This window comes from Bacillus sp. RC240, from assembly GCF_044907945.1.
GTDB classification, from domain to species: Bacteria; Bacillota; Bacilli; order Bacillales; family Bacillaceae_G; genus Bacillus_A; species Bacillus_A mycoides.
The window spans coordinates 25,708-39,499 of sequence record NZ_JBIYCT010000002.1 but is presented as its reverse complement, the minus strand read 5'-3'; the positions used below and the strand labels follow the sequence as shown (position 1 = coordinate 39,499).

General features: G+C 37.6%; 10 protein-coding genes. All 10 read left to right on the top strand.

Going from position 1 to position 13,792, the window contains the following annotated elements:
- Positions 1-156: 156 nt before the first annotated feature.
- The 10 genes from rpsB to ABH955_RS08045 all read left to right on the top strand — a co-directional run bounded on the left by rpsB (position 157) and on the right by ABH955_RS08045 (position 13,546).
- Positions 157-858: a 30S ribosomal protein S2 gene (gene rpsB / locus ABH955_RS08090; RefSeq protein ID WP_002088178.1), complete on the top strand. Its 702-nt coding sequence runs from the start codon at positions 157-159 to the stop codon at positions 856-858.
- A 103-nt stretch (positions 859-961) separates the two neighbouring features.
- Positions 962-1,849 carry a translation elongation factor Ts gene (tsf, locus tag ABH955_RS08085; RefSeq protein ID WP_002088177.1) on the top strand — a complete coding sequence of 296 codons (888 nt, stop codon included), beginning with the start codon at positions 962-964 and terminating at the stop codon, positions 1,847-1,849.
- A gap of 66 nt (positions 1,850-1,915) precedes the next feature.
- Entirely contained in the window at positions 1,916-2,638 is a 723-nt protein-coding gene (pyrH, locus tag ABH955_RS08080; protein WP_002014544.1) for a UMP kinase, read from the top strand.
- Between the two features lie 3 nt (positions 2,639-2,641).
- Positions 2,642-3,199 (top strand): ribosome recycling factor, encoded by a 558-nt coding sequence (gene frr / locus ABH955_RS08075; RefSeq protein ID WP_000531506.1) that lies wholly within the window; start codon positions 2,642-2,644, stop codon positions 3,197-3,199.
- Between the two features lie 85 nt (positions 3,200-3,284).
- A complete protein-coding gene (locus ABH955_RS08070; RefSeq protein ID WP_002014545.1) occupies positions 3,285-4,061 on the top strand; it encodes an undecaprenyl pyrophosphate synthase in 777 nt (258 codons plus the stop codon).
- Positions 4,062-4,078: 17 nt separating this feature from the next.
- Positions 4,079-4,870, top strand: coding sequence for a phosphatidate cytidylyltransferase (gene cdsA / locus ABH955_RS08065; protein WP_002088171.1), 792 nt, complete (start codon positions 4,079-4,081; stop codon positions 4,868-4,870).
- A 23-nt stretch (positions 4,871-4,893) separates the two neighbouring features.
- Positions 4,894-6,036: a 1-deoxy-D-xylulose-5-phosphate reductoisomerase gene (gene dxr / locus ABH955_RS08060; protein WP_002014547.1), complete on the top strand. Its 1,143-nt coding sequence runs from the start codon at positions 4,894-4,896 to the stop codon at positions 6,034-6,036.
- 17 nt (positions 6,037-6,053) lie between these two features.
- Positions 6,054-7,310, top strand: coding sequence for an RIP metalloprotease RseP (rseP, locus tag ABH955_RS08055; RefSeq protein WP_002088169.1), 1,257 nt, complete (start codon positions 6,054-6,056; stop codon positions 7,308-7,310).
- Between the two features lie 109 nt (positions 7,311-7,419).
- Positions 7,420-9,120, top strand: a complete 1,701-nt coding sequence (locus ABH955_RS08050; protein ID WP_002014550.1) for a proline--tRNA ligase — start codon at positions 7,420-7,422, stop codon at positions 9,118-9,120.
- A gap of 124 nt (positions 9,121-9,244) precedes the next feature.
- Positions 9,245-13,546: a PolC-type DNA polymerase III gene (locus tag ABH955_RS08045; RefSeq protein ID WP_404491027.1), complete on the top strand. Its 4,302-nt coding sequence runs from the start codon at positions 9,245-9,247 to the stop codon at positions 13,544-13,546.
- Positions 13,547-13,792: the final 246 nt, after the last annotated feature.

Genomic DNA, 13,792 nt, shown 5'->3' with positions numbered 1-13,792 from the left:
ACTTGATTGTAATATTTCAGTATGATATAGTAAGCAGTGGTGTCAGTACAAAGTACACACGTTTACTGATTTAAGTGTTGGTGCTACGTTCGTAGTTTCGCTTAGAGATGAAGTAAACGGAGGATATCAAAAAAACCATTTAGGAGGAACTAAATTATGTCAGTAATTTCTATGAAACAATTGCTTGAAGCTGGTGTTCATTTCGGACATCAAACTCGTCGTTGGAACCCAAAAATGAAGCGTTACATCTTCACAGAGCGTAACGGTATCTACATCATCGACTTACAAAAAACTGTGAAAAAAGTTGAGGAAGCTTACAGAACGATGCGTGACATCGCTGCTGAAGGTGGAGACATTTTATTCGTAGGTACTAAAAAACAAGCACAAGAAGCTATTAAAGAAGAAGCAACTCGTGCTGGTATGTACTTCGTTAACCAACGTTGGTTAGGTGGAACTTTAACAAACTTCCAAACAATCCAAAAGCGTATCAAGCGTCTTAAAGATATCGAAAGAATGCAAGAAGATGGTACTTTCGAAGTACTTCCTAAGAAAGAAGTTGTTCAACTTAAAAAAGAGTTAGAGCGTCTTGAGAAATTCTTAGGCGGTATTAAAGATATGAAAGGTCTTCCAAGTGCATTATTCATAGTAGACCCTCGTAAAGAGCGTATTGCAGTTGCTGAAGCACGCAAATTACACATTCCAATCATCGGTATCGTTGATACAAACTGTGATCCGGACGAAATCGATCACGTTATTCCAGCAAACGATGATGCAATTCGTGCTGTAAAACTTCTTACATCTAAAATGGCAGACGCGATCCTTGAAACAAAACAAGGTGAAGAAACTGTTACTGCGTAACAAATTTGGAAAGGTGATAAGGGGTTCGGCCTTTTATCACCTTTTTTAAGGTATAAACACCTTTATAAAAGGTATAAATACATATTTTAGGAGGATGAAAAATATGGCAATCACTGCACAAATGGTAAAAGAACTTCGCGAAAAAACTGGCGCAGGTATGATGGACTGCAAAAAAGCTTTAACAGAAACTAACGGCGACATGGAGAAAGCAATTGACTTCTTACGTGAAAAAGGTATTGCGAAAGCTGCTAAAAAAGCAGATCGCATCGCTGCTGAAGGTTTAACTTTCATCGAAACAAACGGTAACGAAGGTTTAATCTTAGAATTAAACTCTGAGACTGATTTCGTTGCGAAAAACGAAGGTTTCCAAGCGTTAATTAAAGAATTAGCTGCTCACTTATTAGCTAACAAACCTGCTAACGTTGAAGAAGCTATGGCTCAAACAATCGAAGGCGGCAAAACAGTAGAAGAGCACATCAACGAAGCAATCGCTAAAATTGGTGAAAAACTTACACTTCGTCGTTTCGAAATCGTATCAAAAACTGATGCTGATGCATTCGGCGCTTACCTACACATGGGTGGACGTATTGGTGTATTAACAGTTCTTGAAGGTTCTACTGACGAAGCAGCTGCTAAAGATGTAGCAATGCACATCGCAGCAGTTAACCCTAAATACATCGACCGCGATGCTGTAACAGCTGAAGAAGTTGAGCATGAGCGTCAAGTATTAACACAACAAGCTTTAAACGAAGGCAAGCCTGAAAAAATCGTTGCGAAAATGGTAGAAGGCCGTCTTGGCAAATTCTTTGAAGAGATTTGCTTACTTGACCAAACATTCGTTAAGAATCCTGACATGAAAGTTCGTCAATTCGTTGAGTCTAAAGGCGGAACATTAAAAGGATTCGTTCGCTACGCTGTTGGTGAAGGTATCGAAAAACGCGAAGACAACTTTGCTGAAGAAGTAATGAACCAAGTAAAAGGTAACAACTAATACAGATTAGGGAACACATTGTGTTCCCTTTTTTAAAATAAAGATGTAAGCAATTGGAGGTTCATTATGAGTAAACCGAAATATAATCGTGTCGTTTTAAAGCTGAGCGGAGAAGCTTTAGCTGGCGAGCAAGGATTTGGAATTAACCCAGCTGTTATTAAGTCAGTTGCGGAACAAGTGAAAGAAATTGCAGAACTTGATGTAGAGGTTGCTGTTGTTGTTGGTGGCGGTAACATTTGGCGTGGGAAAATTGGAAGTGAAATGGGCATGGATCGTGCAGGAGCAGATTACATGGGCATGTTAGCAACAGTTATGAATTCATTAGCTCTTCAAGATAGCTTAGAGAATATTGGAATTCAAACTCGCGTACAAACTTCAATTGAGATGCGTCAAGTGGCAGAGCCTTACATTCGTCGTAAAGCAATTCGTCACTTAGAGAAAAAACGTGTTGTTATCTTTGCTGCAGGTACAGGTAACCCATACTTCTCTACAGATACAACAGCAGCATTACGTGCAGCTGAAATCGAAGCGGACGTTATTTTAATGGCGAAAAATAATGTGGATGGCGTATATAGTGCAGATCCATCTATTGACCCAACAGCTACGAAATACGAAACACTTACTTACTTAGATGTATTAAAAGCAGGTTTAGGTGTAATGGATTCTACAGCTTCTTCTTTATGTATGGATAATGATATTTCATTAATTGTATTCTCGGTTATGGAAAAAGGTAACATTAAACGTGCCGTTTTAGGCGAAAATATTGGAACAGTTGTAAGGGGGAAATAAATTATGGGACAACAAGTATTGAAGTCTTCAAATGAAAAAATGGAAAAAGCAGTTGCTGCTTATTCTCGTGAATTAGCAACAGTTCGCGCTGGTCGTGCAAGCTCGTCTGTATTAGATAAGGTACAAGTTGATTACTATGGTGCACCAACACCAGTTGTGCAATTAGCGAACATTACAGTTCCAGAAGCACGTTTGCTTGTAATTCAACCTTATGATAAAACTTCTATCGGTGATATTGAAAAAGCAATTTTAAAAGCAGATTTAGGCTTAAACCCTTCTAATGATGGAACTGTAATTCGTATTGCATTCCCTGCATTAACAGAAGAGCGTCGTCGCGATCTTGTAAAAGTTGTGAAGAAATATGCTGAGGAAGCAAAAGTTGCTGTTCGTAACGTACGTCGTGACAGTAATGATGACCTTAAGAAGCTTGAAAAAGCTGGCGACATTACAGAAGATGATTTAAGAGGATATACTGAAGATATCCAAAAAGAAACAGATAAATATATTGCAAAAGTTGACGAAATCGCAAAAAACAAAGAAAAAGAAATTATGGAAGTGTAATAGCGATAATTTCGCAAATATGACCCTCTTCTTAAGGGGGTCTTTTTACACTTTTAGGCATACGTCTGCTTGTTGGAGGGTATGAATGATGTTTAAAAAGTTTCCTTTTTTTAAAAGTAAAAAGGTCACATCGTTTGATCATCTCATTGAAAAAGTGAAAAAAGGATATATCCCAGAACATATTGCTATTATTATGGATGGTAATGGAAGATGGGCAAAGAGAAGAGCCATGCCTCGCATTGCTGGTCATCATGAAGGTATGCAAGTTGTGAAGAAAATCACAAAATTTGCAAGTAAGCTTGATGTGAAAGTATTAACTCTTTATGCTTTTTCGACTGAGAACTGGAAAAGACCGAAAAAAGAAGTTGATTATTTGATGAAGCTTCCAGAAGAATTTTTAGGTGCATTTTTACCAGAGTTGATTGAAGAAAACGTACAAGTCCGAGTAATAGGGCAAAAAGATCGTCTTCCTACGCATACGCGCAGAGCGATGGAAAAAGCCATGGAAGATACGAAAGAGAATACGGGATTAATTCTTAATTTCGCGTTAAACTATGGAAGTCGAGATGAAATCGTTTCTGCTGTGCAACATATGATGAAAGATAGTGAGGAAGGAAAAATTCGTTCGGAAGAAATAAGTGAAGAAAAGATTTCTTCTTACTTAATGACGAGTTCTTTACCTGATCCAGAGTTGTTAATCCGTACAAGCGGAGAGCTACGTATTAGTAATTTCATGTTATGGCAAATTGCTTATTCGGAATTTTGGTTTACAGATGTGTATTGGCCAGATTTTACCGAAGAACATTTGCTAAATGCGATTACAGACTTTCAACATAGAGGGCGCAGATTCGGAGGCGTGTAGAAAGAGAGGGTTTGGTAGTGAAACAGAGAATTATTACTGGAGTGATTGCTGCCGCGCTATTCATTCCCATCGTAATTTACGGTGGCGTGCCTTTTACAGTTTTAGTGTATGCACTTGCTTCTATAGGTTTATATGAATTAATTCGTATGAACAAGCTTACGCTTATTTCGGTACCAACAGTTTTAGCTGCAGTATTATTGTGGATTATTTTAATTCCGAGTAGTGCATCAGAACTGTTTACGTGGATTGGATTAGGTAAATTAGAAATCACATTTGTGATTGTTTTATTACTTTTATCATATACAGTCCTTTCTAAGAATACATTTACTTTTGACAATGCTTCATTTTTACTTATGGCAACGACATATGTTGGAATGGGATTCTTATATTTAAATGAAACGAGAATATTAGGAATCAAATATGTGTTCTGTGCACTATTTGTCATATGGGCAACTGATTCAGGTGCATATTTCATAGGGAAAGCATTTGGAAAAAGAAAATTATGGCCAGAAATTAGTCCGAATAAAACGATTGAAGGTTCATTAGGCGGTATTGTTTGTGGAATTGTTGTTGCACTTGTTTACAATATGTTCTTCCCAGTTGAAGCGAATGTAGGAGTTTTAATCGTTCTGACGATTATCATTTCTATTTTTGGACAAATTGGTGATTTAGTGCAATCTGCATTTAAACGCCATTATGGTGTAAAGGATTCAGGTACAATTTTACCTGGACATGGTGGTATTTTAGATCGAACAGATAGTTGGTTATTTGTGTTACCAATTCTATACTTCTTATTACAATACAATTAATAAATGAACGAGGGGTTGGAGTCATGAAAAACATTAGTTTACTAGGTGCAAGCGGATCAATCGGTACACAAACATTAGATGTGTTACGCTCGCACCCAGACCAATTCCGTCTCGTTGCTTTTTCTGTAGGGAAAAATGTTGATTATGCAGTAAAGGTAATTCAAGAATTTTCCCCGCAAATTGTCTCTGTGCAAAGAGAGGAAGATGTTTTAAAATTACAAGCTGTTTCTGGTAATACAAAAGTAGTATATGGTAGCGAAGGCTTATTAGAAGTAGCGCTGCACCCAGATACAGAAATTGTAGTGAATGCTGTTGTAGGGAGCGTAGGGTTGTTACCGACACTCCGCGCAATTGAGGCGAAAAAAACAATTGGAATTGCAAATAAAGAAACGTTAGTAACTGCAGGGCATCTTGTAATGGAAGCAGCACGAAAACATAATGTATCGTTACTTCCAGTAGACAGTGAACATTCAGCTATTTTTCAATGCTTGAATGGTGAAAATGAAAAAAGAATCTCTCGCTTAATTATAACTGCTTCAGGCGGAAGTTTTCGTGATAAAACGAGAGATGAATTGCATCAAGTGACCGTAGAAGATGCACTTCGTCATCCAAACTGGTCAATGGGTTCGAAAATTACAATTGATTCTGCTACAATGATGAATAAGGGGCTAGAAGTAATTGAAGCACACTGGCTTTTTGGTATCCCTTATGAGCAAATCGATGTTGTTCTACATAAAGAAAGTATTATTCATTCTATGGTTGAATTTGAAGATCGTAGTGTAATGGCACAGCTTGGCTCACCTGATATGCGAGTACCGATTCAATACGCGCTTACATATCCTGATAGATTACCTCTTTCAGACACGAAACAGTTAAATTTATGGGAAATGGGAACATTGCATTTTGAGAAAATGAATCAAGAGCGTTTCCGTTGTCTACGTTTTGCGTATGAAGCTGGAAAGACAGGTGGAAGTATGCCGGCTGTAATGAACGCGGCAAATGAAGTAGCTGTTGAAGCTTTTTTACAAAAGAGAATTGGTTTCTTAACAGTGGAAGACCTCATTGAAAAAGCAATGCACCATCACACTGTCATTGCACGTCCGAGCTTAGAGGAAATTCAGGAAATTGACGCAGCCACAAGACGGTTTGTGATGGAACAAATTTAGCAAAGGTGGTTATGGAATTGAATACAGCGATTGCCTTTATATTAATTTTCGGTGCACTCGTATTTTTCCATGAGCTAGGGCATCTATATTTCGCAAAAAGAGCAGGTATTTTGTGCCGCGAGTTTGCGATTGGTTTTGGTCCGAAAATATTCTCATTTGAAAAGAATGAAACGGTGTATACGATTCGATTACTGCCCCTTGGTGGCTATGTAAGAATGGCTGGCGAGGATGCGGACACAGTTGAGTTAAAACCTGGAAAAAAGGTTGGGCTTGTATTAAATGAAAAAGACGAAGTTGTGAAATTAGTTTTTGACGGACATGAAAAATATCCAAATGTTCGTGTCATTGAAGTCGAACAAGCTGATTTAGAGCATAATCTTACAATTTTGGGTTATGAAGAGTACGAGGAAGAGCTGCAAACATTCCGAGTGAATGAAAAAGCTCGTATCATTTCTGCGGGAGAAGAAATTCAAATCGCTCCGTACAATAGACAATTTGGCTCTAAAAAATTGGGCCAACGTGCTCTAACAATCTTTGCAGGTCCTGCAATGAACTTTATTCTAGCATTTGTTATTTTTGTGATTCTTGGATTTGTACAAGGAGTTCCTGTTGACAAACCGATGGTCGGAAAAGTAATGGAGAATAGTGCTGCAGAACAAGCTGGATTAAAAGAAAACGATACAATTCAAGCAATCAATGGGAAGAACACTAGTACATGGAAAGATGTTGTAACGATTGTACGTGAAAACCCAAATAAAGAAATTACGTTACATGTAAAGCGTGATAGTGAGCAATTTAATGTGAAAGTAACACCAACGCTTGATAAAGAAGGAAAAGACGAAGTTGGTAGAATTGGTGTTTATTCTCCTGTAGAGAAAACAGTGATGGGTTCTATTAAATCAGGGTTTGAACAAACATACGAATGGACGAAACTAATTTTTGATTCTCTTGTGAAATTAGTAACGGGTCAATTTTCTATTAATGAGTTGTCAGGTCCAGTAGGAATTTATAATCTAACAGATCAAGTTGTAGATTATGGATTTACGCGTGTACTAAGTTTAGCGGCAGTTTTAAGTATTAACCTTGGTTTATTTAATTTATTACCAGTCCCAGCTTTAGACGGTGGGCGTTTGTTCTTCTTCTTAATTGAAGCGTTACGAGGAAAACCAATTGATCGTCAAAAAGAAGGAATGGTTCACTTTATTGGGTTTGCATTATTAATGTTGCTTATGTTAGTTGTAACATGGAATGACATCCGTAAGTTTTTCTTGTAAAATAAGAAGAAGGTTATAATGAAATAGAGCTCATAGAATAAAATCCCTCACCTAACTCGAGGTGAGGGGTTTTATTGCGTGTAAGAGTAAAATGAAGAGGTGCGAATAAATGAAACAAAGTATGGTATTCAGTCCTACATTACGTGAAGTTCCAGCAGATGCTGAAATTAAGAGTCATCAATTATTACTTCGCGCAGGGTTTATGCGTCAAAATGCTTCTGGTATTTATAGTTTTCTACCATTTGGTTTAAAAGTGTTACACAAAGTAGAACGTATTGTTCGTGAAGAAATGGAGCGCGCAGGGGCAGTAGAACTATTAATGCCAGCTATGCAAGCTTCTGAATTATGGCAAGAATCAGGCCGTTGGTATTCTTACGGATCAGAATTAATGCGTATGAAAGATCGTAATGCTCGCGAGTTTGCGCTAGGGGCAACTCATGAGGAAGTAATTACAGATCTTGTACGTGATGAAATTAAATCATACAAAAAATTACCATTAACATTATATCAAATTCAAACAAAATTCCGTGATGAGCAAAGACCACGTTTCGGTTTATTACGCGGAAGAGAATTTTTAATGAAAGATGCGTATTCTTTCCATGCAACACAAGAAAGTTTGGATGAAGTATATAGCGGTTTATACAAAGCGTATTCTAATATCTTTGCTCGTTGTGGTTTGAATTTCCGTGCAGTTATAGCTGATTCTGGAGCAATGGGTGGAAAAGATACACACGAATTTATGGTGTTATCTGATGTAGGTGAAGATACAATTGCGTATTCTAATACATCTGATTATGCGGCAAATATTGAAATGGCTCCTGTTGTTGCTACGTATACGAAGAGTGATGAAGCCGAAAAAGCACTTGAAAAAGTAGCAACTCCAGATCAAAAAGCTATTGAAGAAGTATCTGCATTCTTAAATATCGCAGCGGAAAAATGCATTAAATCTATGGTGTTTAAAGTAGATGCGAAATTAGTAGTAGTACTTGTTCGTGGCGATCATGAAGTCAATGATGTAAAAGTGAAGAATGTATACGGAGCTTCAGTCGTTGAGCTTGCTTCACATGAAGAAATAAAAGAGTTATTAAACTGTGAAGTGGGTTCTTTAGGACCGATTGGTGTTACAGGGGATATCGAAATTATCGCTGACCATGCTGTAGCATCAATTGTCAACGGATGTTCAGGAGCGAACGAAGAAGGATTCCATTATGTAAATGTAAATCCAGAACGTGACTTTAAAGTAAGTCAATATACAGATTTACGCTTCATCCAAGAAGGAGACCAATCTCCAGATGGAAATGGAACAATTCTTTTCGCACGTGGAATTGAAGTTGGTCATGTATTCAAATTAGGAACTCGTTATAGTGAAGCAATGAACGCAACGTTCCTAGATGAAAACGGAAAAACAAAACCACTTATTATGGGTTGTTACGGTATCGGTGTATCTCGTACAGTGGCAGCAATTGCAGAGCAGTTTAATGATGAGAATGGTTTAGTTTGGCCAAAATCTGTTGCACCGTTCCATGTGCATGTAATTCCAGTGAATATGAAATCTGATGCACAACGTGAAATGGGTGAAAATATCTATAACTCATTACAAGAGCAAGGATACGAAGTATTACTAGATGATCGTGCAGAACGTGCAGGTGTTAAATTTGCAGATGCAGATTTATTCGGCCTTCCAGTTCGTGTTACAGTTGGTAAAAAAGCAGATGAAGGTATTGTAGAAGTGAAAGTACGTGCTACAGGCGAGTCTGAAGAAGTGAAAGTAGAAGAACTTCAAACATATATTGCTAATATTTTAAAATAAGAAGAGGTACCTCGTAATGAGGTACCTTCTCTTTCTTTGTAAACGTATTTTGTAAAAGAAGAAGGAAGAAATCTTTCTTTGTAGTACGTTTCAATTTATAATAGCAAATGGAAGGAGAGTGCTTATGTCATTAACAAATGAACAACAAGAGCGATTTCAAATTTTGCTCCAACAGTTGCAAATACCAGAAGACCTTATAAATCAATATTTACATGGCGGTGGTATTGAAAAGCTAGTTATTGATAAAGCGAATAAAAGTTGGCATTTTGACTTACAAGTGCCACGTATTTTGCCGACAGAATTATATGAGTTGCTAGAAACAAAGCTTAAGCAATCATTTTCTCATATTGCAAGAACAACATTTGCATTAGAAGCAGAGAATAAACAATTTACAGAAGAAGAAGTGAAGGCATATTGGCCGCTTTGTACAGAACGAATTACATTTTCACCTATGTTCGCGTACTTAAAGAAGCAACTTCCGCAGGTCAATGGCGTGAAGTTGCTATTAAATGTGAATAATGAGCTGGAATCTACTACTTTAAAGAAAAACGTTGCGAAACCAGTAGGTGATCAATACGAAGCTTTTGGATTCCCGCGTTTTCAGTTAGACACACATATAAAGCAAAATGCAGAAGAAATGCAAAAGTTTCGTGAGCAAACACAGGAAGAAGATCGTCAACGAGTTATACAGGCTATGGAAGAGATGGCTAAAAGGCAAGCTGAAGAAAGTGATGTTGTTCATGAAGGACCAGTTGTGCTTGGTTATCTTATTAAGCCAGATGAAGAGATTACGCCGCTGCGTGAAATTCAAGATGAAGAAAGAAGAAAAACCGTTCAAGGGTATGTTTTCCATGTAGAGACGAAAGAACTTCGTAGTGGACGTACATTATTAACTTTAAAGATAACTGACTATACGGACTCTATTATGATTAAGATGTTCTCACGTGATAAAGAAGATATCCCGATGTTACAATCCTTGAAAAAAGGAACTTGGGTAAAAGCGCGTGGTTCAGTTCAAAATGATACATTCGTGCGCGATTTAGTTATGATTGCAAATGATATAAATGAAATAACGGGACCTTCTCGTAAAGATAAAGCAAAAGAAGGGGAAAAAAGAGTAGAACTTCATCTTCATACTCCAATGAGTCAAATGGATGCTGTTACTTCTGTTTCTAAGCTCGTTGCCCAAGCCGGAAAATGGGGGCATGAGGCTATTGCAGTTACAGACCATGCTGTTGCACAGTCGTTCCCAGAAGCATATTCTGCTGGTAAAAAGGCTGGAGTTAAAGTTCTATATGGTGTAGAAGCAAATTTAGTTAATGATGGTGTGCCGATAGCATATAACGAAGCGCATCGTCTACTTGCAGAAGAAACATATGTTGTCTTTGACGTTGAGACAACAGGGTTATCTGCTGTATATGATACAGTCATTGAGTTAGCTGCTGTAAAGATAAAAGGTGGAGAAATTATTGATCGCTTTGAATCTTTCGCAAATCCTCATCAACCATTATCGGCGACGATTATTGAATTAACAGGCATTACAGATGATATGTTAACTGATGCACCAGAAGTGGACGAAGTGTTTAAAAAGTTTGAGGAATGGATGGGTGACCATACACTTGTTGCTCATAACGCAAGCTTCGATATGGGCTTTATTAACGTAGGTTTTAAAAAGGCTGGGATAGAAAAAACGAAAAATCCAGTTATTGATACGTTAGAACTTGCACGGTTCTTATTCCCAGAAATGAAAAATCATCGATTAAATACGATGTGTAAAAAGCTTGATATTGAATTAACGCAACATCACCGTGCGATTTATGATACAGAAGCAACGGGATATTTACTTCTGAAGATGTTAAAAGATGTGATTGAAAAGGGATTTGAATATCACGATCAACTAAACGATAGTATGGGACAAGGGGATGCGTATAAACGTGGGCGTCCAAGTCATATGACGTTACTTGCCACATCAGATGTTGGGTTGAAAAACTTATATAAACTTGTTTCATATTCTCACCTGAATTACTTTTATCGTGTACCACGTGTACCACGATCACTATTAAAAAAATATCGCGAAGGCATTTTAGTAGGAACAGCTTGTGACAAAGGTGAAGTATTTGAAGCTATGATGCAAAAAGCGCCTGAAGAAGTAGAAGAAATTGCACAGTTTTATGATTACATTGAGGTTATGCCTCCAGAAGTGTTACGTCATTTAGTGGAACGTGAACTCGTTCGAGATGAAGGACAGTTAAAAACAATAATTTCTAACTTAGTAAAACTAGGTGAGACGTTAGATAAGCCAGTTGTTGCTACTGGGAATGTGCATTATTTAGATCCAGAGGACGCGATATATCGGAAAATTTTAGTCAGTTCGCAGGGAGGAGCTAATCCGTTAAATCGCCATTCATTACCGCCTGTACATTTCCGTACAACAAATGAAATGCTAGATTGTTTTTCATTCTTAGGTGAAGACAAAGCAAAAGAAATTGTTGTGACAAATACAAACAAGATCGCATCATTAATTGGTGATGTTCGTCCAGTAAAAGATGATTTATACACACCGAAAATTGAAGGTGCTGATGATGAAACACGTGATATGAGCTATGTAATGGCACGAAGTATCTATGGAGATGAACTACCGGAAATTGTAGAAGCTCGTTTGGAAAAAGAATTGAAAAGTATTATTGGACATGGATTCGCTGTTATTTATTTAATTTCACATAAGCTTGTGAAAAAATCGTTAGTGGACGGTTATCTAGTAGGTTCGCGTGGATCGGTAGGTTCATCATTTGTTGCAACGATGATGGAAATTACAGAAGTAAACCCATTACCACCGCACTATGTATGTCCAAAGTGTAAACAATCAGAGTTCTTTAATGACGGTTCTGTAGGTTCTGGTTTTGATTTACCAGATAAAGAATGCCCAACATGTAATGTTCCATATGTGAAAGATGGGCATGACATTCCTTTCGAAACGTTCCTTGGATTTAAAGGGGATAAGGTACCGGATATCGATTTGAATTTCTCCGGAGAATACCAACCACGCGCCCATAACTATACGAAATTACTGTTCGGTGAAGATTATGTATACCGCGCAGGAACAATTGGTACGGTTGCGGAAAAAACCGCTTATGGGTATGTGAAAGGTTATGCTAATGATCATAACTTAACAATTCGAAATGCAGAGATTGATCGCTTAGTTGCGGGATGTACAGGTGTAAAGCGTACGACCGGACAGCATCCAGGTGGTATTATCGTTGTACCAGATTACATGGATATTTTTGACTTTTCACCAATTCAGTTTCCGGCTGATTCAATAGGTGCTGAGTGGAGAACAACGCACTTTGACTTCCACTCAATTCATGATAATTTATTGAAACTTGATATATTAGGACACGATGATCCGACTGTTATTCGTATGCTTCAAGATTTAAGTGGTATTGACCCGAAAACAATCCCAACGGATGATCCAGAAGTAATGAAAATTTTCTCTGGTCCAGAATCTTTAGGGGTAACGGAAGAACAAATTAACTGTAAAACAGGTACACTTGGTATACCAGAGTTTGGTACGAAATTCGTAAGACAAATGTTAGAAGAAACGAAACCAACAACGTTTTCAGAGCTTGTCCAAATTTCTGGACTGTCCCATGGTACAGATGTATGGTTAGGTAATGCGAATGAATTAATTTATAATGGTACGTGTACACTGAGTGAAGTTATCGGTTGTCGTGATGACATCATGGTATATTTAATTTATCAAGGCTTGGATCCATCATTAGCCTTCAAAATCATGGAGTCGGTGCGTAAAGGTAAAGGTGTACCAGAAGAATGGGAAGAGGAAATGAGAAATAACAATGTACCAGGTTGGTATATTGATTCATGTAAGAAGATTAAGTACATGTTCCCTAAAGCCCATGCGGCTGCTTACGTACTTATGGCTGTGCGTATTGCATACTTTAAAGTACATTTCGCACTTTTATTCTATGCGGCATATTTTACAGTTCGTGCAGATGACTTTGATGTAGAGGCGATGGCGAAAGGTTCAGCATCCATACGTGTAAAAATTGATGAAATTGCACAAAAAGGATTGGATGCAGCACCGAAAGAGAAGAGTTTATTAACGGTACTAGAAATGACACTTGAAATGTGTGAGCGTGGTTATTCATTCCAAAAGGTTGATTTATACCGCTCGCATGCAACCGAATTTATAATTGATGGGGATACTTTAATTCCTCCATTTAATGCAGTTCCTGGTCTTGGTACAAACGCAGCTTTCAGTATTGTTGAAGCTCGTAAAAATGGTGATTTCTTATCAAAAGAAGACTTACAGCAGCGCAGTAAGGTTTCTAAAACGATTATTGAGTATTTAGATGGTCAAGGTTGTCTAGGAGATTTACCGGATCAAAACCAATTGTCACTGTTCTAATAGGTAGGAAAAATCTTTGCAAATCAACATTTGCTATGGTATACTATAAACCGAGATAACCATGTCATGTATATTTTGTGAAAAAGAGAGTGGGGAAACCCACTCTTTCGTGTTACTATCTACATTTTGCTTATGTAGATAGTAATGATATTTCTGTCGTATATACATATTTTGTTACAAGTTTTACTTCTTAAATTTGGTAATACTAAGACAGATATTCCCTGCTTAACGGCAGGGGCTTTTGTT

Excerpts from the sequence above, each read along its gene's own strand:
- dxr (WP_002014547.1), top strand. The coding sequence starts at position 4,894 with ATGAAAAACATTAGTTTACTAGGTGCAAGCGGATCAATCGGTACACAA.
- pyrH (WP_002014544.1), top strand. The coding sequence starts at position 1,916 with ATGAGTAAACCGAAATATAATCGTGTCGTTTTAAAGCTGAGCGGAGAA.
- ABH955_RS08045 (WP_404491027.1), top strand. The coding sequence starts at position 9,245 with ATGTCATTAACAAATGAACAACAAGAGCGATTTCAAATTTTGCTCCAA.
- tsf (WP_002088177.1), top strand. The coding sequence starts at position 962 with ATGGCAATCACTGCACAAATGGTAAAAGAACTTCGCGAAAAAACTGGC.
- frr (WP_000531506.1), top strand. The coding sequence starts at position 2,642 with ATGGGACAACAAGTATTGAAGTCTTCAAATGAAAAAATGGAAAAAGCA.
- ABH955_RS08050 (WP_002014550.1), top strand. The coding sequence starts at position 7,420 with ATGAAACAAAGTATGGTATTCAGTCCTACATTACGTGAAGTTCCAGCA.
- ABH955_RS08070 (WP_002014545.1), top strand. The coding sequence starts at position 3,285 with ATGATGTTTAAAAAGTTTCCTTTTTTTAAAAGTAAAAAGGTCACATCG.
- rpsB (WP_002088178.1), top strand. The coding sequence starts at position 157 with ATGTCAGTAATTTCTATGAAACAATTGCTTGAAGCTGGTGTTCATTTC.